23 protein-coding genes and 1 tRNA gene are annotated in these 20322 nt (G+C 71.5%); 15 read left to right on the forward strand and 9 right to left on the reverse strand.

Features of this window, described 5'->3' with window-relative positions; all coding sequences use genetic code 11:
* Positions 1–12 precede the first annotated feature (12 nt).
* From BMW85_RS48355 to BMW85_RS12650, 4 genes are all read left to right on the forward strand, one after another.
* Entirely contained in the window at positions 13–279 is a 267-nt protein-coding gene (locus BMW85_RS48355; protein WP_143082247.1) for a hypothetical protein, read from the forward strand.
* Between the two features lie 130 nt (positions 280–409).
* Complete coding sequence (locus BMW85_RS12640; protein ID WP_091080888.1) at positions 410–1744, forward strand: replication initiator; 1335 nt, start codon at positions 410–412, stop codon at positions 1742–1744.
* Positions 1734–1916, forward strand: coding sequence for a helix-turn-helix transcriptional regulator (locus BMW85_RS12645; protein ID WP_091080890.1), 183 nt, complete (start codon positions 1734–1736; stop codon positions 1914–1916). Before BMW85_RS12640 ends, BMW85_RS12645 begins: the two co-directional genes overlap by 11 nt.
* A complete protein-coding gene (locus BMW85_RS12650) occupies positions 1916–3208 on the forward strand; it encodes a site-specific integrase (RefSeq protein WP_218155761.1) in 1293 nt (430 codons plus the stop codon). The genes BMW85_RS12645 and BMW85_RS12650 overlap by 1 nt, the downstream gene beginning before the upstream one ends.
* A 43-nt stretch (positions 3209–3251) precedes the next feature.
* On the opposite strand, the gene BMW85_RS12655 is transcribed toward BMW85_RS12650, so the two are convergent.
* The 4 genes from BMW85_RS12655 to BMW85_RS50350 form a co-directional block, all read right to left on the reverse strand.
* Complete coding sequence (locus BMW85_RS12655; RefSeq protein ID WP_143082248.1) at positions 3252–3743, reverse strand: hypothetical protein; 492 nt, start codon at positions 3741–3743, stop codon at positions 3252–3254.
* Between the two features lie 125 nt (positions 3744–3868).
* Positions 3869–3941: transfer RNA gene (locus BMW85_RS12660), tRNA-Ala, on the reverse strand.
* Between the two features lie 17 nt (positions 3942–3958).
* A complete protein-coding gene (locus BMW85_RS12665; RefSeq protein ID WP_091080895.1) occupies positions 3959–4687 on the reverse strand; it encodes an HAD-IA family hydrolase in 729 nt (242 codons plus the stop codon).
* A gap of 15 nt (positions 4688–4702) precedes the next feature.
* Positions 4703–4822, reverse strand: coding sequence for a DLW-39 family protein (locus BMW85_RS50350; protein ID WP_020542320.1), 120 nt, complete (start codon positions 4820–4822; stop codon positions 4703–4705).
* 477 nt (positions 4823–5299) lie between these two features.
* Here BMW85_RS50350 and BMW85_RS12670 point away from each other — a divergent pair, with 477 nt between their 5' ends.
* From BMW85_RS12670 to BMW85_RS12680, 3 genes are all read left to right on the forward strand, one after another.
* Positions 5300–5515 (forward strand): heavy-metal-associated domain-containing protein, encoded by a 216-nt coding sequence (locus BMW85_RS12670; RefSeq protein ID WP_091080897.1) that lies wholly within the window; start codon positions 5300–5302, stop codon positions 5513–5515.
* 275 nt (positions 5516–5790) lie between these two features.
* Positions 5791–6510: a DUF8832 domain-containing protein gene (locus BMW85_RS12675; RefSeq protein ID WP_342743400.1), complete on the forward strand. Its 720-nt coding sequence runs from the start codon at positions 5791–5793 to the stop codon at positions 6508–6510.
* A gap of 30 nt (positions 6511–6540) precedes the next feature.
* The gene (locus BMW85_RS12680) at positions 6541–8742 is read left to right on the forward strand and encodes a heavy metal translocating P-type ATPase (RefSeq protein ID WP_091080901.1); all 2202 of its coding nucleotides are present in this window, start codon (positions 6541–6543) and stop codon (positions 8740–8742) included.
* On the opposite strand, the gene BMW85_RS12685 is transcribed toward BMW85_RS12680, so the two are convergent.
* Both BMW85_RS12685 and BMW85_RS12690 read right to left on the reverse strand, forming a co-directional pair.
* Positions 8725–9951: an MFS transporter gene (locus tag BMW85_RS12685; protein ID WP_091080903.1), complete on the reverse strand. Its 1227-nt coding sequence runs from the start codon at positions 9949–9951 to the stop codon at positions 8725–8727. The genes BMW85_RS12680 and BMW85_RS12685 overlap by 18 nt on opposite strands.
* Positions 9948–10397, reverse strand: a complete 450-nt coding sequence (locus BMW85_RS12690) for a carboxymuconolactone decarboxylase family protein (protein ID WP_091080905.1) — start codon at positions 10395–10397, stop codon at positions 9948–9950. Before BMW85_RS12690 ends, BMW85_RS12685 begins: the two co-directional genes overlap by 4 nt.
* Positions 10398–10464: 67 nt before the next feature.
* Between BMW85_RS12690 and pdxR the strand changes: the two genes are divergently transcribed.
* Positions 10465–11871, forward strand: a complete 1407-nt coding sequence (pdxR, locus tag BMW85_RS12695; protein WP_091080907.1) for a MocR-like pyridoxine biosynthesis transcription factor PdxR — start codon at positions 10465–10467, stop codon at positions 11869–11871.
* On the opposite strand, the gene BMW85_RS12700 is transcribed toward pdxR, so the two are convergent.
* Positions 11827–12345, reverse strand: a complete 519-nt coding sequence (locus BMW85_RS12700; RefSeq protein ID WP_177240650.1) for a universal stress protein — start codon at positions 12343–12345, stop codon at positions 11827–11829. The genes pdxR and BMW85_RS12700 overlap by 45 nt on opposite strands.
* Positions 12346–12442: 97 nt before the next feature.
* Positions 12443–13159: a hypothetical protein gene (locus tag BMW85_RS12705; RefSeq protein ID WP_091080912.1), complete on the reverse strand. Its 717-nt coding sequence runs from the start codon at positions 13157–13159 to the stop codon at positions 12443–12445.
* 37 nt (positions 13160–13196) lie between these two features.
* On the opposite strand from BMW85_RS12705, the gene BMW85_RS12710 reads away from it, so the two are divergent.
* Positions 13197–13790, forward strand: coding sequence for a cadmium resistance transporter (locus BMW85_RS12710; RefSeq protein WP_091080915.1), 594 nt, complete (start codon positions 13197–13199; stop codon positions 13788–13790).
* On the opposite strand, the gene BMW85_RS12715 is transcribed toward BMW85_RS12710, so the two are convergent.
* Positions 13774–15108: a hypothetical protein gene (locus BMW85_RS12715; RefSeq protein ID WP_091080917.1), complete on the reverse strand. Its 1335-nt coding sequence runs from the start codon at positions 15106–15108 to the stop codon at positions 13774–13776. The genes BMW85_RS12710 and BMW85_RS12715 overlap by 17 nt on opposite strands.
* A 153-nt stretch (positions 15109–15261) precedes the next feature.
* On the opposite strand from BMW85_RS12715, the gene BMW85_RS12720 reads away from it, so the two are divergent.
* The 6 genes from BMW85_RS12720 to BMW85_RS12745 all read left to right on the forward strand — a co-directional run bounded on the left by BMW85_RS12720 (position 15262) and on the right by BMW85_RS12745 (position 20318).
* Positions 15262–17058: a flavin-containing monooxygenase gene (locus tag BMW85_RS12720; RefSeq protein ID WP_177240651.1), complete on the forward strand. Its 1797-nt coding sequence runs from the start codon at positions 15262–15264 to the stop codon at positions 17056–17058.
* 28 nt (positions 17059–17086) lie between these two features.
* Positions 17087–17884, forward strand: a complete 798-nt coding sequence (locus tag BMW85_RS12725) for an MBL fold metallo-hydrolase (RefSeq protein WP_091080919.1) — start codon at positions 17087–17089, stop codon at positions 17882–17884.
* A gap of 72 nt (positions 17885–17956) precedes the next feature.
* Positions 17957–18523 (forward strand): PadR family transcriptional regulator, encoded by a 567-nt coding sequence (locus BMW85_RS12730; protein ID WP_091080922.1) that lies wholly within the window; start codon positions 17957–17959, stop codon positions 18521–18523.
* 117 nt (positions 18524–18640) lie between these two features.
* Positions 18641–19033, forward strand: coding sequence for an SgcJ/EcaC family oxidoreductase (locus BMW85_RS12735; RefSeq protein ID WP_091080923.1), 393 nt, complete (start codon positions 18641–18643; stop codon positions 19031–19033).
* Positions 19030–19365 (forward strand): hypothetical protein, encoded by a 336-nt coding sequence (locus tag BMW85_RS12740; protein ID WP_177240652.1) that lies wholly within the window; start codon positions 19030–19032, stop codon positions 19363–19365. Before BMW85_RS12735 ends, BMW85_RS12740 begins: the two co-directional genes overlap by 4 nt.
* Positions 19366–19376: 11 nt before the next feature.
* On the forward strand, positions 19377–20318 hold the full coding sequence (locus tag BMW85_RS12745) for a GNAT family N-acetyltransferase (protein ID WP_091080926.1): 942 nt from the start codon (positions 19377–19379) through the stop codon (positions 20316–20318).
* Positions 20319–20322: the final 4 nt, after the last annotated feature.

Below are 20322 nucleotides of genomic sequence, written 5' to 3' on the forward strand. Positions count from 1 at the left end.
GGAACGCCGTCGATGTCCGCTCTTCACTCGCGGCCCGCGTTCATCGCCGGGCTACACGCCCTGGCCGAACTGCTGGAAACCCGTCCCGACGTCCCGATCCCACGAAGCACCGTCGTTCATCACGTCGTACCCGATGCCCAAGACGCCAATATGCCGACGGCCGCGGACGCGACGCCCCTCATCCACTACCGCTGCTGCACCTGCAACGGCACCGGCCTCTACGACGACCAGACCTGCGCCGACTGCCACGGCACCGGCATTGACAACCACGGCGCATAGCCGTAGCGCCCCCCGCCTGGCCACACATCCGCCAAGATCCGCGCCAGGCCGGGGGCCATCCACACCAGCGTCACTGGATAGGACGGAACCCATCTTGCCCCACCTTGCCCACAGCCACGCCGTGGCTGGAATGATCCACCGGCTCAACCAACCCGACTACGACCGCTGGGCCGGCCAGATCCGCCGTACCGGCGGCTGCCGCCAGCCCATCCACCTGCGGGGCAAGGTCGAACACTACGACCAGGCCACCGGCCACCTCCTGCACCGCTACAGCACCAGCACCGAACCGAACGGCGTCCTGCGCGTGGCGTGCAAGACCCGCCGTGCCTCCCGGTGCCCGGCCTGCGCTGAGGTCTACCGCGCCGACACCTACCAACTCGTCCGCGCCGGCCTCGTCGGCGGCAAGGGCGTCCCCGAGACGGTCAGTGCGCACCCGTGCCTGTTCGTGACCCTGACCGCGCCGTCCTTCGGAGCCGTACACGTCCGGCGGGAGAAGAACGGCAAGGTCCTGCCCTGCCACGCCCGCCGCGACGCCGAGACCTGCCCGCACGGACAGGTCATGTCCTGCACCGACCGACACAGCGCCGACGACCCGCGACTCGGCGAACCGCTGTGCCCCGACTGCTACGACTACGACGGCTCGGTCCTGTTCAACGCCATCAGCCCCGAACTCTGGCGACGCTTCACCCTCGCCCTGCGCCGCCGCTTCGCCCGCCTCAACGGCCTGGCCGTCAAAGCCCTACGGGAGCACGTCAGCATCGCCTTCGCCAAGGTCGCCGAATACCAGCGGCGTGGCATCGTCCACTTCCACGCCGTCATCCGCCTCGACGGACCAGACGGCCCCGACTCGCCGCCACCACCCTGGGCGACCGCCGACGCCCTGGCCCAAGCCGTCCAGCACGCCGCCGCAGTCGTCACAGCGGAGATCAAGCCGCTGAGCCGCACCTTCCGATGGGGCACGCAGCTCGACGTACGCCCCATCACCATGGACGGCGACCTCACCGAACAAGCCGTCGCCGCCTACATCGCCAAGTACGCCACCAAGGCCGCCGAATGCGTCGGCACCCTCGACCGCCGCATTCAGCCCTTGGACGACCTGGCCGCACTCCCGGTACGCGAGCACGCCCGCCGGCTGATCGCCGCCTGCATGCGCCTGGGCGGAAACCCCGGCCTTGTCGACCTACGGCTCACCCACTGGGCCCACATGCTCGGCTTCCGCGGCCACTTCTCCACCAAGTCCCGCCGCTACTCCACCACCCTCGGCGCCCTGCGCGCCGCCCGTGAAGAACACATGCGCGCCGAACAGATCACCACCGGACGCCTCCCACTCTTCGACGAGGACACCGTTCTCGTCGTTGCTCACTGGGCCTACGCCGGACAAGGGCTCTCCCTCGGCGAACAGCTCCTCGCCTCGGCCATCACCGGCCAGCACGCGCCACACCTCAGGGGACCAGATGACCGCTGAACTGCTCACCGTCCCGGAAGCGATGGCCGTCCTGAAGGTCAGCCGCTGGACGCTCTACAACCTCATCCGCTCCGGCGAACTCCGCTCGATCCTCGTCGGCGTCCGCTGCCGCCGCATCCCCGCCGCCGCACTGGAGGCGTACGTGACCCAGCTCTGCGAGGAGGCCGCCTGATGCCCACCAAGACCACCCTCGCTACACCCGACGAGCCCGAGCGCGGCCCTCGCAAGAGCCGGCGAACCCGGGCCAACAACGAAGGCTCGATCTTCCCGTACAAGAACGGCTGGGCAGGCTACGTATGGGTCACCACGCCAGAAGGCAAGAAGACCCGCAAGTGGGCGTACGGCAAGACCCGCGAGGAGACCCACGAGAAGTGGCTCAAGCTTCACGAACTGGCCCGCAGGGGGCCGGTGGTCACCAAATCGCCGAAGCTCTCGGACTACCTGACGTACTGGCTCACCAACGTCGTGGAGCCCAACCTCGCGCCCAAGACCGCCGCGAACTACGAGATGTTCGCCCGGCTCTACATCACGCCCGCGCTCGGCTCCAAGCGGCTCGACAAGCTGACCGTGCGGGACGTTCAGACGTGGGTGAACAAGATCCGCCGCTCCTGCCAATGCTGCGACCAAGGCAAGGACGCCGCTCGTCTAGAAATCCACAGCAACCCAAAGCGCCGTCAGCACTGCTGTGCGGTCGGCAAGTGCTGCAAGTCCGAACCCTCGGAGTGGACCGTCCACGACGCCTACATGACGCTGCGGGCGGCCCTGAGTAACGCCGTCCGCGAAGAAGCCCTGACGCGCAACGTCGCGGCCAACGTCAAGATGTCGGTCCCTCGGAAGCGCAAGGTCAAGCCCTGGTCGGTGGACGAGGCCAGGACCTTCCTGGAGTCAGCCCGTACTCGGGAGGACCCGATGTACCCGGCGTACGTCCTGGTGCTCGTCCTGGGTCTGCGGCTCGGCGAGGTCCTCGGGCTGCGTTGGGAGGACGTCGACCTCGACCAGGCCGAGATGACGATCGGCTGGCAACTCCAGCGAGTCGCCGGCAAGCTGCTGCACCGCCAGACAAAGACGGATGCCTCCGACGCCACTTTGCCCTTTCCCGAGATCGTCACGACGGCCCTCCGTGCCCGTCAACGGGTACGCGATGCCGCCAGGGATGCGGCGGGAGACGACTGGCAGGAGACCGGCCTCGTCTTCACCACCGCCAGTGGCCGGCCGATCGAACCGTCCAACTTCCGGCGCAGCTTCGCGAACGCCTGCGCCAAGGCAAACGTACGAAGAGTCCATGTCCACGCCACCCGCAAGACCTGCGCGTCTTTGCTCGTCGCCCTCGACGTTCATCCACGCGTGGCCATGCAGATCCTTCGTCACTCACAGATCTCCGTGACCATGAACGTATACAGCGAAGTCTCGTCCGCAGAGACGCGCCGAGCTCTGAAGAAGCTGGGTGATCATCTCGACTCCTAGCGAGACCCAGCACTGACGAAAATCGATTAGGCCATTCCTCGACTCACGGGGAGTGGCCTTCAACGTGTGACAAGGGCTGACGACTTCTCCTGCCGCCGCCACGCGACGACGGTTCCGCTTGCGACTCATAGCCAGTCCGTCGAAAGAGAAGGATGAGCACGCCGACAAAGGTCGTGATCACGCCAGAGAACAGGGCAAGGAAGGCCATGACAAACTCACCGTCTGGATCACCGACCCCGGAAGGTCGTCCTTCGACCCAGTTCATCGTGGCCCAAGCCTGCGTCGCGACGATCACACCGAACAGCATCGTGATCGAACCCAGGGCATAGCCAGGTGTACGCGTCCACGACCGTGTGGCGGTCAGCACGATGCCCACCAGCAACCCGAGTGGAACGGTTACGACCTGTCCAGCGTCCAGCGCCATCAAGGCTGCAAGTCGTGCGTGCTCGAAATTCTCGCCGCGCTGGATCCACAAGAACGGCAGCGCTACGACACCGCTGAGAAGGCCGATCGCCAGCAACCTGAGTAATGCCACGCGCATCATGATCGCGGGCTTGCTTGCTCCTGTGCTAGCCGAACTGGAGGTGTAGCTGTACTTTGCAGCTGTACAAGATCGAAAAGGCCACTTCCCGATCACGGGATGTGGCCTTCGACCTGCGGTGGAGCCTAGGAGATTCGAACTCCTGACTTCCTGCTTGCAAAGCAGGCGCTCTGCCAACTGAGCTAAGGCCCCTTCGAGACGAAGATAGCTTACCGGGCCGAGGATGCCACCTGCGTCGCGCCCAGGGTGTCGCTCAGGATCAGGCCGGGGAAGTCGACGATGGAGTCCAGGATGTGGGTCGCGCCGCCCTTGAGGAGGCGTTCGCGGCTGTGGACTCCGGTCATGAGGCCGGCCACGACGGAGGCGCCGGCGCGGCGGCCGCAGAGCATGTCGCTCTCCGAGTCGCCGATCACGGCCACGTTGCGTACGTCGGCCACGCCGAGGCGGAGGACGGCGTGGAGGACCATGTCGGGCCAGGGGCGGCCGCGGCCTCCCGCGTCTTCCGGGGAGATGGCCAGGTCGATGCGGTCGTGCCAGCCGAGGATGCCGAGGACGCGGCTCAGCGTGGTGCGGCTGAAGCCGGTGATCAGGGCGAGCTTGACGTCGTTGCCGCGGAGCTTGTCGAGGACTTCGAGCACGCCGGGCATGGGTTCGAGACCTGCCCGCTCCAGGGCGCCCTCGTAGGAGCGCTCGAAGGTCAGGTTGGCCGCCTGGGCCTGGGCCTCGTTCCCGGGGAAGATGCCGCGGAAGACGTCGATCTTGGGGCAGCCCCGGGACCGGTGCACGTGAACCATGGCTCGCGCGTACGCTCCGGTCCCGGGCACTATGCCCTGTGTCGCGATCGCCTCGGCGAAGGCGCGTTCGACCATGGCGATGTCACCGACCGTGGTGCCTGCGAGGTCGAGGCACACCAGCTTTATGGGGACGATGTCACTCATCGCCTCGCCGGTCGGTTAGTTCTCGCTGCCGGTCGCCTCGGTCCAGAGATCGAGCTCGGCGCGGTCGGCCTGCACCTTGCGCCAGATCAGCAGCCCCCCGAGGGCGATCAGCGCAAGAACGAGCAGCTTCTTCACGGTGTGACCCCACTTCTTCGACGGTCTCACCTGCCGGGGTGAGACCCAACGGTTGACATGCAGCCTAGCAAGGGATGGCTGCGGTCCTCGTGTTGTGCGCGGACCAGATGTGCGGATTGAGCGGTGGAATGTGCGGATTGGGGGATGGATAGGGATACGGGCAGGTGTCGAAACAACTGCTCAGGCAACTTTTCAAGCGAGCGAGTGCTCGGCGAGTCCTCGCGTGTTCAAGAGCTCACCATATCCAGGGGTGACGGTTCTCACGTGCCGACGGGGCCGCGTGTCCGGATTCGGGGGCTTGCAGGTACCCCCTAGGGGTATGTTAGGTTCGCGGTAGTCGGACGCTGTGAGCGAACGGGCCGTCGGTCGGCCGCCTCCACCCGTACGTCAAGGGGAGAGGCGGGGCATCGAAATACCCTAGGGGGGTACGGTGTTAGACTCGCAGAGGACGTATTTGAGCATGTTGAGGAGACCGTGATGACCATTACCGCCACCTACACCGTCAAGGGCATGACCTGCGGCCACTGCGTCAGCTCGGTGAAGGAGGAGGTCGGCGAGGTCGCCGGCGTCACCTCCGTCGAGGTCGAGCTGGAGAGCGGCCTGCTCACGGTGAGCAGTGACGAGCCCGTCGACCAGGCCCGGATCGCCGCCGCCGTGGAAGAAGCCGGGTACGAACTGGCGGGCCGGTCGTGAACGCGGCCGGCAAGCTGGGCGCCTACGTCCTGGGGCTGGCCGTCGTGTTCGGCGGGGCCCTGGGCGTGGGCCAGGTCACAGGCCCTGGCGGCGACGCCCCCGCCGAGAGGGGATCCGCGTCCCCGGCAGCGGCAGGTCACGCGGAGACGGCAGTGGCGGACCATGCGGAGACGGCAGCGGCCGACCACGCGGACTCGGGTGGGCATGGCACGGATGACGCCCATCAGGCCACCGCCACCACAACCACCAAGGCTGATACCCCCGGGGGGCTACAGGTGTCCCAGAACGGCTACACCCTCTCCCTGCTCACCACCCCGGTGACCGGCCGCCCCATGGGCCTGACGTTCCGCGTCACCGGCCCCGACCAGCGCCCGGTGACCGCCTACAAGGTCGAGCACGACAAGAAGATGCACTTCATCGTCGTCTCTCGCGACCTCACCAGCTTCCAGCACGTCCACCCCGAGCTGGCCGCGGACGGCACCTGGAAGACCCGCCTGACGCTGCCCGCCCCCGGCGCCTACCGCGCGTTCGCCGACTTCGTCCCGGAGGGCGGCGAGAAGCTGACGCTGGGCGCGGACCTCCAGGCCGCGGGCGACTACCAGCCGCAGCCGTTGCCGCACGTCAGCCGTACGGCGACGGTCGGTGACTACACTGTGAACCTCGCCGGCAACCTGGTGCCCGGCCAGTCGAGCAAGCTCACGCTCACGGTCAGCAAGAACGGCAAGCCGGTGACGGATCTCCAGCCATACCTGGGCGCCTATGGACATCTGGTGGCGCTGCGCGCGGGCGACCTCGCCTACCTGCACGTGCATCCGGAGGAGAGCGAGCAGGCCGGGCCGGAGATCACGTTCTACGCCGAGGCGCCGAGCGTCGGCAACTACCGGCTGTTCCTCGACTTCCAGCACGACGACCAGGTGCGGACGGCGAGCTTCACCGTCCCCGCCACCCTCGCCGACGGGCACGCGCCCTCGGCCACCCACGACCACGGCCACTGACGGCACGGACGCGACGAAGGGAGAGGTGACATGTCCTCCATGACCGAGGGAAAGGCTGTCGAGCTCACGATCGGCGGCATGACCTGCGCGTCCTGCGCCAACCGGATCGAGCGCAAGCTCAACAAGCTCGACGGTGTGACCGCGACGGTCAACTACGCGACCGAGAAGGCGAAGGTCACCTTCCCGGAGGGTCTCGATCCGCGGGCGCTGGTCGAGGAGGTCGAGAAGGCCGGCTACAGCGCGGCACTCCCCGCCCCTCCCGACGAGGAGGAGGCGGAGAAGGAGGAGCCGCCGGACGAACTGCGCCGCAGGCTGATCACCGCGATCGTGCTGAGCGTCCCGGTGGTGGCGATGGCGATGATCCCGCCGCTCCAGTTCCCGAACTGGCAGTGGTTGTCGCTGACGCTGGCGGCGCCGGTCGTGGTGTACGCGGGCTGGCCGTTCCACAAGGCGGCCTGGACCAACCTGCGCCACGGCGCGGCCACCATGGACACGCTGATCTCCATGGGCACGCTGGCGGCGCTCGGCTGGTCGCTCTGGGCGCTGTTCTTCGGCTCGGCGGGCACGCCGGGGATGACGCACCCGTTCGAGTTCACGATCGAGCGCACCGACGGCTCCGGCAACATCTACCTGGAGGCGGCGGCGGGGGTGACCGCGTTCATCCTGGCCGGGCGCTACTTCGAGTCCCGCTCCAAGCGGCGGGCGGGCGCGGCGCTGCGGGCGCTGATGGAGCTGGGCGCGAAGGACGTGGAGCTGGCCGACGGCACCCGGGTGCCGGTCGAACGGCTCCAGGCCGGCGACCGGTTCGTGGTGCGGCCGGGGGAGAAGATCGCCACGGACGGCGTGGTCGAGGAGGGCACCTCTGCGGTGGACGCCTCGATGCTGACCGGCGAGTCGGTGCCGGTCGAGGTCCAGCCGGGCGACGGCGTGACCGGCGCGACCGTCAACGCGGGCGGCCGGCTCATCGTGCGGGCCACCAAGGTCGGCGCGGACACGCAGCTCGCGCAGATGGCGAGGCTGGTGGAGGAGGCGCAGACCGGCAAGGCGCAGGTGCAGCGGCTGGCCGACCGGATCTCGGGCGTGTTCGTGCCGGTGGTGATCGCGCTGTCGGTCGCCACGCTGGGCTACTGGCTCGGCACCGGCAACGGGGCGGGGGCGGCGTTCACGGCCGCGGTGGCGGTCCTCATCATCGCCTGCCCGTGCGCGCTGGGCCTCGCCACGCCGACGGCGCTGCTGGTCGGCACCGGGCGGGGGGCGCAGCTCGGCATCCTCATCAAGGGCCCCGAGGTGCTGGAGTCCACGCGCAAGGTGGACACCGTCGTCCTGGACAAGACCGGTACGGTCACCGAGGGCCGCATGACGCTGACCGCCGTGCACCTGGCCGAGGGGGAGACCCGCGAGGAGGTGCTGCGGCTGGCGGGGGCGCTGGAGAACGCCTCCGAGCACCCGATCGCCCAGGCAGTGGCCCGCGAGGCCGCCTCGCAGGCCAAGGTCGAGGACTTCGCGAACGTCGAGGGGCTCGGCGTGCAGGGCATCGTGGACGGGCACGCGGTGCTGGTCGGACGCCCCCGGCTGCTCGCCGAGTGGTCACAGCACCTGCCCGAGGACCTGGCGGCCGAGCTGGAGGAGGAGCAGGCCAAGGGCCGTACGGTCGTCGCGGTCGGCTGGGACGGCAAGGCGCGGGCGCTGCTGGTGGTGGCGGACGTCGTCAAGCCCACCAGCAAGGAGGCGGTCGCGCAGCTCAGGGCGCTGGGGCTCACGCCGGTGCTGCTGACCGGCGACAACGAGGCCGTGGCCCGTACGGTCGCCGCCGAGGTGGGCATCGACGAGGTGATCGCCGAGGTGCTGCCCAGCGAGAAGGTGGACGTCGTCAAGCGGCTCCAGGGCGAGGGCAGGGTCGTGGCCATGGTTGGCGACGGGGTCAACGACGCCGCCGCGCTGGCCCAGGCCGACCTGGGCCTGGCGATGGGCACCGGCACCGACGCCGCCATCGAGGCCGCCGACCTGACGCTGGTGCGCGGCGACCTGCGGGTGGCGCCGGACGCGATCCGGCTCTCGCGCCGGACGCTGGCGGTCATCAAGGGCAACCTGTTCTGGGCGTTCGCGTACAACGTGGCGGCGCTGCCGCTGGCGGCGGCGGGGCTGCTCAATCCGATGATCGCGGGGGCGGCCATGGCGTTCTCCAGCGTGTTCGTGGTCAGCAACAGCCTGCGGCTACGCGCGTTCCGCTGAGCGCGAGGCCGAGCGGCGGGCCCAGCGGACGGCCGGCGCCATCGCGGCGCCGGCCGCCGCGAACATCGCGCCGAGGGCGAGCCAGCCGAGCGTCCCGCCGCCGAGGACGAGCGCGGTGAGCGCGACCGGGCCGAGCATGCGGGCGACGGCGGTGCCGGTGCCGAAGAAGCCCTGGTACTGCCCCTGGCGGTCGTCGGGGGCGAGGCCGAAGCTGATCTCCCAGGCGCCGGCGGCGAGCAGCATCTCGCCCCACACCAGCAGGGCAGCGCCCAGCAGCAGGTACGGCCACCCGTACGGGCTGAGCGCGAACACCGCGCAGGCCGCCAGCATCATCAGCCCGGCCCGGCGCACCGACGCGGACGCCTCCCGCAGGGTCCGCACCCGGCGGGCGACCCGCACCTGGAAGGCCAGCACGCTGCCGGTGTTCACCAGGAGCAGCGCGGCCACCACCCAGGACGGCGCGGACGTGCGCCCGGCGATCCACAGCGGCACGATGACGCTGAGCAGCGGCATGTAGAACAGCAGCACCGCGTTGATCAGCGTGACCAGCGCGTACGGCCGGTCCCGCAGCACGGTCAGCTTCCCGGAAGGAACGGCGCCGCCGGCCGGGCGGAGCGCGGGGAGCCGCAGCAGGAGGGCCGCGGCCACGAGGAAGCCGGCCGCGTCGAGGGCGAAGAGCGCCGTGTACGCGGCGGGCGTGTCCAGCCACAACGCGATCCCGCCGAGCCCGGCCCCGGCGGCGAGACCGCCGTTCAGCGTGGCCTGGAGCATCGCGCGGGCCGAGGTGCGCTCGGCGGGCGGCACCAGGCCGGCGAGCAGGGCCTGGCGGGCGGCCGACAGGCCGGTCTGCGCGATGCCGTACAGGCAGGTGACCAGCAGGAACGGCACGAACGAGCGGACCAGCGCGAACGAGGCCACCGCGACGGCGGTCGCGACCGCCAGCGTCACGGCGACGCCGCGCGGGCCGCGCCGGTCGGCGAGGTGCCCGAGCGGGACCCCGGCCACCATGCCGACCGCCCAGCCGGCCGTGAGGCCGATGCCGATCTGGGCCGGGGGCAGGCCCACGACCTTCGCGAAGTAGAAGGCGGAGGCGACGAGGTAGGCCCCGTCGCCGACGGAGTTCGCGAACTGCGCCTGGGCGAGCAGCCGCCGCCCGGCGCCCCTGTGGCCGGCGGCGGCCGCGGGGGCGGCCAGAGTGAGGGCGGTCATGGCTGGTACGACTCCGGAGTCATGCGGGTGGAGACGCCCATCCGGTTCCAGGCGTTGATCGCGGCCACGGCGACCACGAGCGCGGCCAGCTCCGCCTCGCTGAAGTGGGCGGCGGCCTCGTTCCAGACCGCGTCGGTCACGTCGTCGGTGGACAGCCGGGTGGCGGCCTCGGCGAAGGCGAGCGCGGCCCGCTCCCGCTCGGTGAAGAACGGCGCCTCCCGCCAGACCGCGACCGCGTGCAGCCGCGCGTCGCTCTCCCCTTCCTTCTTGGCGTCGGCGCTGTGCATGTCCACGCAGTAGACGCAGCCGTTGATCTGGCTGGCCCGCAGGTTGACGAGGTGGACGAGGGACGAGGGGAGCGGGCTCGCGGCGACGAAGCGGTCCAGGCCGGCCATGCCGCGGTAGGCCTCGCGGGCCAGGGATCCGAGGTTCATGCGTTCGGTCATGACCTCATCCTCGCGCTCGGCTTGTCCCAGGATAAGCTCCAATTTCCAGCCAATTGATTGGGCCAAGATGGACGTGCACATCACCCTTCAGGAGGGCCGCGGCAACCTGGCCGCCCAGGTGTACCGGCAGCTCATGGACGCCATCCTCGACGGCCGGCTGCGCTCGGGCGAGCGCCTGCCCCCGACGCGCGAGCTGGCCCGCCGGCTGGACATCTCCAGGAACACGGTCGCGCTCGCCTACGACCGCCTGGTGGCCGACGGTTTCCTCGTGGGGCGGGCGGGGGCGGGCACGTTCGTCTCGGCCGCACCGGTACGCGGCCGGGCCGCCCCGAAGGGCGTCATCCGCCCGCGCGCGCCCTGGGCGGACCTCAGCCCGCCCCCGCAGGTCCCGCCCGCCCCGTACGACTTCCGCGTCGGCATGCCCGACCCCCGCCTGTTCCCCATGCAGACCTGGCGCCGCCTGGTGGCCCGCGAGCTGCGCGCCGGCACCGGCGGCTACGCGGATCCTGCCGGGCACCCGGCGCTCCGCGAGGCGATCTCCCGGCACATCGGCCTCAGCCGCTCGGTCCACGCCGGCCCCGGCGACGTGCTCATCACGAACGGCGCCCAGCAGGCCCTCGACCTCATCGGCCGGGTGCTGATCGAGCCCGGCGCCTGTGTGGCCGTCGAGGAGCCCGGCTACTGGCCGGCCCGCCTGCTGTTCCGCTCGCTCGGCGCGCGCGTCGCGACCGTGCCGGTGGACGCCGAGGGCATCGACGTCGCGGCCATCCCGGGCGCGGCCCGCGTCGTGTACGTGACGCCGTCCCACCAGTTCCCGCTGGGCACGCCCATGTCGCCGGCCCGCCGCGCCGCGCTGCTCGCCTGGGCCGAGCGCCGCCGCGCGGTGGTCATCGAGGACGACTACGACAGCGAGTTCCGCTTCGGCGAGCGCCCGCTCGCGCCCCTCCAGAGCCTCGACCGGGCGGGCCGGGTCATCTACGTGGGCTCGTTCTCGAAGACGCTCCTCCCGATGCTGCGGCTCGGCTTCCTCGTCGCGCCCGCCTCGCTCGCGCCCGCGCTGCGCACCGCGAGGCAGCTCTCCGACTGGCACGGGGAGCTGCCGGCGCAGGCGGCGCTCGCCCGCTTCATCGACGAAGGGCTGCTGGCCCGGCACATCAGGAAGGCGACCCGCGAGTACGCCGCCCGCCACGCGCCCATCGCCGAGGCGCTGGCCGCCGACGAGCGGCTGCGGCCGGTGCCCTCCAGCGCGGGGCTGCACCTGTGCGCCCGGTTCGCGCCCGGCGTGTCCTTCGAGCCGGTGCCGGGGCTCGCGGTGGAGCGGTTGGAGGCGTACTGCGCGGAGGGCGCCCCGCAAGCCGGGCTGGTGCTCGGCTACGGCGGGATCACCAGGGAGCTGGTCCCGGAGGGCCTGCGCCGGCTGCGGCGTTCGCTACGGGTGCCGGCGGCCCCAGGACCGCCGGCCGCGGTCACCTGACAGCTCGGGGTCGTCCGGCGCGGCCGGCTGCTGCACGATCACCACCGTCGTACGCGCGTGCCGGGCGCAGTACATGCTGGTGGAGGGCAGGAAGATGCGGCTGAACAGCCCGCGTCTCCCCCGGCCGAGCACCAGCAGGTCGCCCTCGCGGGCGAGATCGACGAGATGGTAGCCGGGGTCGCCGACCCGGCCGATGGCGGCCGTCGTGAGGTCGTCGGGCACCCCGCCCGCCACGTCCTCGAACGCCGCCGTGATCACCTCGGTGCAGCGGGCCTCCTCGCCCGCCCGCACCGCGTGCTGCACGGGCAGAGCCTCGGGGAAGGGATGGACCGGCGCGCGACTGACGTGCACGGCGACCAGGGCCATCCGGTGCAGCCTGGCCGCCCCGATGGCCCAGGCCAGCGCCCAGCGCGAGGCCGGGGACTCGTCCACTCCCACGATCAGCCTCGCACCGCCGGGCAGATCCTGTTCCACGGTGCCTCCTGGTGAGAAGTACGACCATAGTGCGCCACTCGGCCGGTTACCGGGAGGTGGCACTTTGCGAACTTCGGAGTCGCCGGGCAGGGGCGGGTCAGATGAGCGTGAGCAGGCCGTCGTGGAGCGTGTCGCGCTCGGCGGGGGACAGCGCGGCGTACGCCCTGCCGGCCCGGACGTTCGTCGCCGCCTCGACCTCCGCCCGCACGGGGCCGTCGCGCAGGCCGACGATCTCGGCCGCGGACAGTCCCGCCGCCTCCCAGGCCGCGGCGTGGGCGTCGGCGCGGTGGTAGCGGAGCGCGGCCAGGCGGTTGAACAGCAGCACGCCGGGGGAGGCGCCGCCCGGCTCGTACGGGGGCGCCACCAGCTCCAGCGCCCCGCCGGGGACGCGCTCGGCGTGCTCCAGGACGCGGCCCGCCAGCCCGGCCAGGGCCGGCAGGTCGCGGCCCGCCCAGGCGCGGGCGGTGGCGGCGGCGTGGACGTCGTACAGGCGGTGGACGTACGCGAGGCCGCGGGCGGTCAGCCGCAGGCCGTCGTCCCCGTCGCTCAGCGTGCCCTCGCGCAGGTGCTCCCGCACGGCGTCCTCCAGGGCGGCCGGGTCGTGGTAGCGGTGGATCGCGGCGAGCCCGGCGCGGGTCAGCGGGCGCAGGGGAAGCACGAAGCGCAGGTCGAGCAGGAGGCCGGGGGTGATGCCCGAGGTCTCGGCCAGCTCGGTGGCGGCGCGGAGAGCCGTGGCGTGCACGTTGACGTGAGCCGCGTCGATGATCGGGGCGATCGCCGCCGCATACTCCCCCAGAGCCTGAAATTTCGGCATTTGGCGGTCATTATGCCAACCCGGGATCATGGTGCCCATGCAGACCGGGAACGGCATCGGAGGCGTCGTCGCGCAGGCCGCCGGGCTGTTCGCCGTCACGAACGTCGACGACCTCGTGCTGCTCGCACTGTTCTTCGCCCAGACCGCCGGGCACCGGGGCGGCGCGGCGCGCGTCGTCCTCGGCCAGTACCTCGGCTTCGCCGCGATCCTCGCGGTGTCCGTCGCCGCCGCGCTCGGGGCCACGCTGCTGCCCGAGCCGGTCCTGCCGTACCTGGGCCTGCTCCCCCTGGCGCTCGGCGTCCGCGCGGCCTGGCGGGCCTGGCGCGAGCGGAACGGCGGGGACGAGGAGGAACCCAGCGGTCCGGGCGGGCCCGCCGCGCTCGCGGTCGCCGCCGTCACCTTCGCCAACGGCGGCGACAACGTGGGCGTCTACGTCCCGGTCTTCGCCACCTCGGGCCCGGCCGGCATCGCCCTGTACGCGGCCGTCTTCCTCGTGCTGGTCGCCGTCTGGTGCCTGGCGGGCCGGCTCTTCGCCGGCCGGCCGCTCGTCGCCCGCGCGCTGAGCCGCTGGGGGCACGTGCTGCTCCCCCTCGTGCTGATCGCCGTCGGCCTGGTCATCCTGCTCGGCTGAGCAGCGGGGACTCCTCCTCCGCGGCCAGCTCCGGGGCGCGCCTGGCCAAGGTGAGGCCGAGGGCCAGGAAGATCAGCGGGATCGCCGGCACCACGTACCGGACGTCGAAGGCGGCGAGGAACGGCGGCGAGACGACGAGCGCGAGCGCGACGAGCGCAGGGAGCAGCGCGTCCCAGCACCGCCGCCACACCATGAGCCCGAACGCCGCCAACAGCGCGACCATCAGCAGCGGGAACGGCACGTACCCGAAGCGCTGGTAGGCCCGCAGCCAGCCGGCGTACGGCTCGACCACCCGCGTGGCGGCCGGCCCGGCCTCGTACGCCTCCGCGATGCCGCGCACGGACTCGCTGATGGGCCGCTCGGCGGCGGGCAGCTTGTAAGGAGTCTTCTCGTCCACGGCCGTGCGCTCCCAGCGCAGCAGCTGCCTGAGGTCGGTCGCCACGGCGGCGAGGTAGTCGACCGGCTGGGCGAGGATGGCCTGCCGGGCGAACTCCCCGGCGAGCTGGTTGCGGTTGGCCGTGCCCGGCACCTTGAGCAGCGGCGAGAAGTCCTCCCACAGCCAGTGGGGCGGGTAGGGGCGCTGCTCGACGGGCATGTCCGGGCAGAGCACGGCGAGGCGCTCCGGCGGGTCGATCACCGCGCAGTCGGCGAAGCTCATGGTCCTCGACCAGAGGAAGTTGCCGTCCGCCTCGGTGAGCGCGAACTTGCCCTTCTCCGCCTTGGTCCAGGTCGCGTACGCGCCGAGCGGGATCGCCCCGGCCACGACCAGCGCCACGAGGGGGCGCCAGCCGTACCTGCGGACCAGCAGGTACGCGGCCGTGAGCAGCAGCAGCGGCAGGCCGACCGTCCTGGTGATGCCGGCCAGGCCGAGCAGCAGCCCGGCGGTCGCCGCCGTGGCCGGGGTGACCCGCCAGACCACGAGCACGACCGCTCCCGTCACGAGCGCGACGAAGACCGCGTCCGCCATGATCATGTGTTCCAGGAGGATCAGGAACTCGTCGTACAGCAGCGGGGTGACCAGCAGCGTCGCACCCCAGCCCGGCAGGCCGCGCCGCCTGAGGAGGGCGTACACGCCGATCGCGAGCGCCAGCCCCAGCAGGTGCTGCAGGACCGTCACGAGCGTCAGACTGTGGGCCGGGCGCAGCAGCGCGAGCAGCAGGGAGTAGCCGGACGGCCGGGCGGTGCCCGGCGTCAGCTCCTCGCGCAGGAACGCGAACGAGTCGCCGTAGAACAGCAGCGCGGGCGGGAACCCGAGCACGGCGAGCACGCGCAGCCCGATGGCGGGCAGGAGGGCGATGACCAGCGCGCGATGGGCCAAGGCGGTGCAGCTTCCTCGGGCAGCTTCTTTACGTACGGATTAATCACCATAGCGGCCCCCACTCGCCCGACGGCCGCGGCGGGCGAGGCCCTTGTCGGCGACCGGCGCCGAATGTGATTCTGGAATCGCCTCGGACAATCCAGCGGAGGACGCATGACAGCCGCGATCGGCAGACTCGACGGAACAGCCAAAGAGGCCCTGCGCCGCAAATACCGCGAGGAGCGCGACAAGCGGCTCCGCCCGGACGGCAACGACCAGTACCTCCGCCTGCCCGCCGACTACCTGGACGACCCGTACACGCCCAGGACCGAGCGCGCACCCAAGACCGACCACGTCACGGTCGCGGTCATCGGCGGCGGCTTCGCCGGGCTGCTCACCGGGGCCAGGCTCAAGGAGGCCGGCGTCCAGGACGTACGCATCCTGGATAAGGCCGGCGACTTCGGCGGCACCTGGTACTGGAACCGCTACCCGGGAGCGCAGTGCGACACGGCGTCGTACGTCTACATGCCGCTCCTGGAGGAGACCGGCCACATGCCGTCGGAGAAGTACGCGCACGCGCCCGAGATCCTGGAGCACTGCCGCCGCATCGGCAAGCACTTCGGCCTCTACGACGACGCCCTGTTCCACACCGAGGTCACCAGCCTGGAATGGCTCGGCGGCCGGTGGCTGGTGCGCACCGGCCGCGGCGACGCCTTCACCGCGCAGTTCGTCGTCATGGGCATCGGGCCGCTGCACGTGCCGAAGCTCCCCGGCATCCCCGGGATGGCGGACTTCCGCGGCCACGCCTTCCACACCAGCCGCTGGGACTACGCCTACACCGGCGGCGACCCGGCCGGCGCCCCCATGGACCGGCTGGCGGACAAGCGGGTGGCGATCATCGGCACCGGCGCGACCGCCGTCCAGTGCGTCCCCCACCTGGCGAGGTCCGCCGCCGAGCTGTACGTCTTCCAGCGCACCCCGTCGAGCGTGGACGTACGCGACAACCGCCCCACCGACCCCGAGTGGTTCGCCGGCATCGCCACGCCCGGCTGGCAGCGGCGCTGGCTGGAGAACTTCACCGCCATGCAGACCGGCGCCCAGGCCGAGGAGGACCTGGTGATGGACGGCTGGACCGACCTCGCCCGCCGGGTCAGGGCCAGGATCGCCGAGCTGCCCGAGGTCACGCCGCGGACGCTGCTGGCCGCGTTCGAGGACTCCGACTTCGAGAAGATGGAGGAGATCCGCGCCCGCGTGGACGCCGTCGTGCGCGACCCGGAGACCGCGCGCGGGCTCAAGGCGTGGTACCGCCAGCTCTGCAAGCGCCCCTGCTTCCACGACGAGTACCTCCAGGCGTTCAACCTGCCCGGCGTCCACCTCGTGGACACCGACGGCAAGGGCGTCGAGCGCATCACCGAGGGGGGCGTCGTCGTCGCTGGCCGCGAGTACGAGGTCGACTGCGTCATCTACGCCTCCGGCTTCGAGGTCGGCACGGACTGGACCCGCCGCGCCGGCTACGACCTGACCGGCCGCGACGGCCGCCGGCTGTCGGAGCACTGGGCGGACGGCATGCGCTCGCTGCACGGCATCCACGTGCACGGCTTCCCGAATGCCTTCCTCATCGGCCACACCCAGGGCGCCAACCTGCTCTCCAACATCCCCCACAACCTCACCGAGGCCGGCCGCACGGTCGCCACCGTCGTCGCGCACGCCCTGGCGCACGGCCACACCGAGGTCGAGGTCACGAAGGAGGCCGAGAACGGCTGGGTGGACCTGCTGCTGTCCGGCAACGGGCCGCTGCTCGGCTCGCCCGACTGCACGCCCGGCTACTACAACAACGAGGGCCAGGACCTGGGCGTACGGGGGCGGCTGAACGGCGGCTATCCCGGGGGCGCGGCGGCGTTCTTCACCTACATCGACCAGTGGCGGTCCTCCGGGACGTTCGAGGGGCTTCGGTTCACCCATGTGCCATAGATGGGGGTGAAAAGTAGGGTTCGGTGCCATGGACGAGAAGTGGCAGGAGATCGGCGACCGGGTCTACGTCCGCCGGCACCGGTCCTACGACATGAACACCGGCCTGATCGTGGGCGACGACGGGCACTGCCTCGTGCTCGACACGCGGGCCTCCCACCGCCAAGCCGCCGACCTGATCGAGGCGATCAGGACGATCACCCACGGCCCCTGGACGGTCGTCAACAGCCACTCCCACTTCGACCACTACTTCGGCAACGCGCTCTTCCGCCCCGCCGAGATCTGGGGCCACACCCGCTGCGCGGAGGAGATCGAGACGTACGGCGAGCAGCAACGCGCCCTCCTCGCGGAACGCGATCCGGAGCTGCGCGAGGAGCTGGAAGAGGTCACCATCGTCGCGCCGGACTGCACGTTCAGCAGCGCCGCGAGCCTCGACCTCGGCGGGCGCATGGTGCATCTGCGGCACTTCGGGCTCGGGCACAGCAGCAACGACGTCGTGGTGCAGGTGCCGGACGCGGGGGTGGTGTTCGCGGGTGACCTGGTGGAGGAGGGGGCGCCGCCCGCGTTCGGGGACTCGTACCCGCTGGACTGGCCGGTGACGCTGGCCGCGATGCTCAGGGAGATGCCCGAGCCGGTGATCGTGCCGGGGCACGGCGCGGTGGTGGACCGCGCGTACGTGTCGGGGCAGCAGGCCGAGCTGGCGCTGGTGGCCGACCTGGCGAGGCGGGCGCACACGGAAGGGCTGCGTGACCTCATCGGCCGCTTCCCTTACCCGGAGGAGACCAGCAGGCAGGCGATCGACCGCGCCTTCCTGCAGCTCGACGCCTGATCGCCGCCGACCCTCTCGACTTTCGGTACTGCACATGCCTATAGTGCAAATTGCACTATGGAAAGGAGCATCATGGCGCGCCGCCACGATCTGGTCGGGCTCACCGTCCTGGCCCTGCTCACGCTGCGCGCCGCTCACCCGTACGAGCTGCACCGGCTCATCGTCGACTGGCACAAGGACTACATCACCGGCCTGCCGCGCAGCCTCTACCACGCGGTCGAGCGGCTGGCCAGGGACGAGTTCATCGTGCCCGCGAAGACCGACCGCGAGGGCCGCAGGCCGGAGCGCACGGTCTACGAGATCACCGACGAGGGCCGGGAGGAGCTGGCCGCCCGGCTGCGCCTGCTCCTCGAACGGCCGGACCCCGACCGGCGCGCGTTCGTCGCCGCGGTCTCGCTCATGGGCTGCCTCCCGCCGCCCGAGACCGTACGGGCGCTGCGCGCCCGCGCCGCGACGATCGAGGGCACCCTCGCCGGGATGGACGCCCACCGGCGGGCCATGGCAGAGGACGGCCTGCCCGCCGTGCTCGCGCTGGAGCTGGAGTACGAGCAGGCGCTGCACCGGGCCGAGCTGGCCTGGCTCGGCGACCTGCTCGACCGGCTGGACAAGGGCGAGCTCGACTGGAGCCCGCCCACCTGAGAAACAACGGCCGCCGAGGTGCGCCAACACCCCGGCGGCCGGCAACCGACCAAGGCGCCTGCCCTGTCCGGACTCGCATCCCCAAGGATAGGCGCCGCGACCGAGAGGAACCGCGTCATGTCCACCACCGAAGCCACGACCGAGATCAACCGCCTGCTCGCCCGCCTGACCGAGACCTGGAACGCCGGCGACTCCGTCGGCTACGCGGAGCTGTTCACCGCGGACGCCGACTACGTCACCTTCTTCGGCCTGCACCTCAAGGGCCGCGAGGCCATCGAGGAGACGCACAGGGGGTTGTTCAAGACCGCGATCAAGCTCGACGAGAGCGACGTCGAGCCGAGCATCAGGTACATCACCGACGACGTCGCCGTGGTCGTGGTGGGCGGGGCGTCGTCCGTGAACGGCGTCCCCGACCCGAGCCGGACGTCCACCGTCACCTTCACGGCGCTGCGCACCCCTGAGGGCTGGCGCTTCGCCTCCTTCCACAACTCACGGGTGGTCAAGCCGTGAGCCGACGGCTCGTCACGGCGGTCGCCGGGGTGGTGACCGCGCCCGTCGAGCGGGTGTGGCCGCTGCTCCGGCGGCAGGTGCCCGCCACGGAGGGCGGCGAGCATTTCCTGGCCCACCAGGGCGGCTGGTGGTACCGGGGCGAGTGGACGGTGACCGCCCATCCCGAGGGCACGCGCGTGGACCACCGCGTCTACTGCGTGGCCGGCCCGTTCTGGGCGGTGGCCCTCGCCAACCGGCTGTTCATCGGGTTCGGGGCGCGTACGCGCCGCGCGTTCGGGGACCGCCTGGCCGCGATCGCCCACCAGTCGGGAGGCTCCGCGCGCCTGACCTAGGCTCCCATGTCATGAAATGGGAGCATTTGACCCTGGCGGACGCTCGGCCGCTGGCCGAACTGCTGGGCGCGATGGAGACCGTGGACCACACCGGCGTGGTTTACAGTGCGGACGAGGTGGCCGGCCACCTCTCCAGCCCGCTGCTCGACCTGGCCGAAGGCACCCTCGCGGCCCGGGAGGGCGACCGCCTGGTCGCCTTCGCCCAGCTGCCGGTCATGCAGTCCGCCCCCGAGACGCACGCCATGCGGCTCTGGGGCGGCGTGCATCCCGACCACCGCCGCCGCGGCCTCGGCCGGCGGATCGTGGACTGGAGCCTGCGCGCCGCCCCGGCGCTGAGCGCGCGGGCCTTCCCCGGCGTTCCCGCGGAGATCCACCTCACGGCGCACGCCACCGATCCCGGGGCGGTGGCGCTCGCGGAGGCCGCCGGGTTCGTCCAGGTGCGCACCTTCGCCCGGATGGCGTGCGAGCTGCCCGCCGACCTGCCCGCCGTCCGGCTCCCGGCCGGCGTGTCCCTCGTCCCCTGGTCGCCGGACCTGGACGAAGGCGCCCGCGCCGTACGCAACCAGTCCTTCCGCGACCACTGGGGCAGCGTGCCGCACACCCCGGAGAGCTGGCACGCCGCCATCACCGGCCCCTCGAACTTCCTGCCGGGCTCGTCGTTCGTGGCCCTGGCGGACGGGCGGGCCGTCGGCGTGCTCATGACCCACCACCGTGAGACGCCGGCCGGTGAGCGCGTCGCCTGGATCCAGATCGTCGGCACGCTGCGCGAGTGGCGCGGCAAGGGCGTGGCCGGCGCGCTGCTCACGCACGCCCTCGCCGCCTTCGCCGCCCAGGGCTACGACACGGCCGGGCTCGGCGTGGACGCCGCCAACCCGACGGGCGCGGTCGCCGTGTACGAACGCGCCGGCTTCTCCATCGCCCACCGCAGCACGGTGTACTCCTGCGCGGTATGAAGCG

Source organism: Nonomuraea wenchangensis (assembly GCF_900111685.1).
Lineage (GTDB): Bacteria > Actinomycetota > Actinomycetes > Streptosporangiales > Streptosporangiaceae > Nonomuraea > Nonomuraea wenchangensis.

What these genes read in the sequence shown, in the direction of transcription:
- BMW85_RS12725 (WP_091080919.1), top strand. Translation starts at nt 17,087, where the DNA reads ATGGACGAGAAGTGGCAGGAGATCGGCGACCGGGTCTACGTCCGCCGG.
- BMW85_RS12730 (WP_091080922.1), top strand. Translation starts at nt 17,957, where the DNA reads ATGGCGCGCCGCCACGATCTGGTCGGGCTCACCGTCCTGGCCCTGCTC.
- pdxR (WP_091080907.1), top strand. Translation starts at nt 10,465, where the DNA reads ATGGACGTGCACATCACCCTTCAGGAGGGCCGCGGCAACCTGGCCGCC.
- BMW85_RS12745 (WP_091080926.1), top strand. Translation starts at nt 19,377, where the DNA reads ATGAAATGGGAGCATTTGACCCTGGCGGACGCTCGGCCGCTGGCCGAA.
- BMW85_RS12735 (WP_091080923.1), top strand. Translation starts at nt 18,641, where the DNA reads ATGTCCACCACCGAAGCCACGACCGAGATCAACCGCCTGCTCGCCCGC.
- BMW85_RS12640 (WP_091080888.1), top strand. Translation starts at nt 410, where the DNA reads ATGATCCACCGGCTCAACCAACCCGACTACGACCGCTGGGCCGGCCAG.
- BMW85_RS48355 (WP_143082247.1), top strand. Translation starts at nt 13, where the DNA reads ATGTCCGCTCTTCACTCGCGGCCCGCGTTCATCGCCGGGCTACACGCC.
- BMW85_RS12705 (WP_091080912.1), bottom strand. Translation starts at nt 13,159, where the DNA reads ATGCCGAAATTTCAGGCTCTGGGGGAGTATGCGGCGGCGATCGCCCCG.
- BMW85_RS12650 (WP_218155761.1), top strand. Translation starts at nt 1,916, where the DNA reads ATGCCCACCAAGACCACCCTCGCTACACCCGACGAGCCCGAGCGCGGC.
- BMW85_RS12680 (WP_091080901.1), top strand. Translation starts at nt 6,541, where the DNA reads ATGTCCTCCATGACCGAGGGAAAGGCTGTCGAGCTCACGATCGGCGGC.
- BMW85_RS12645 (WP_091080890.1), top strand. Translation starts at nt 1,734, where the DNA reads ATGACCGCTGAACTGCTCACCGTCCCGGAAGCGATGGCCGTCCTGAAG.
- BMW85_RS12685 (WP_091080903.1), bottom strand. Translation starts at nt 9,951, where the DNA reads ATGACCGCCCTCACTCTGGCCGCCCCCGCGGCCGCCGCCGGCCACAGG.
- BMW85_RS12710 (WP_091080915.1), top strand. Translation starts at nt 13,197, where the DNA reads ATGCAGACCGGGAACGGCATCGGAGGCGTCGTCGCGCAGGCCGCCGGG.
- BMW85_RS12720 (WP_177240651.1), top strand. Translation starts at nt 15,262, where the DNA reads ATGACAGCCGCGATCGGCAGACTCGACGGAACAGCCAAAGAGGCCCTG.
- BMW85_RS12670 (WP_091080897.1), top strand. Translation starts at nt 5,300, where the DNA reads ATGACCATTACCGCCACCTACACCGTCAAGGGCATGACCTGCGGCCAC.
- BMW85_RS12665 (WP_091080895.1), bottom strand. Translation starts at nt 4,687, where the DNA reads ATGAGTGACATCGTCCCCATAAAGCTGGTGTGCCTCGACCTCGCAGGC.
- BMW85_RS12690 (WP_091080905.1), bottom strand. Translation starts at nt 10,397, where the DNA reads ATGACCGAACGCATGAACCTCGGATCCCTGGCCCGCGAGGCCTACCGC.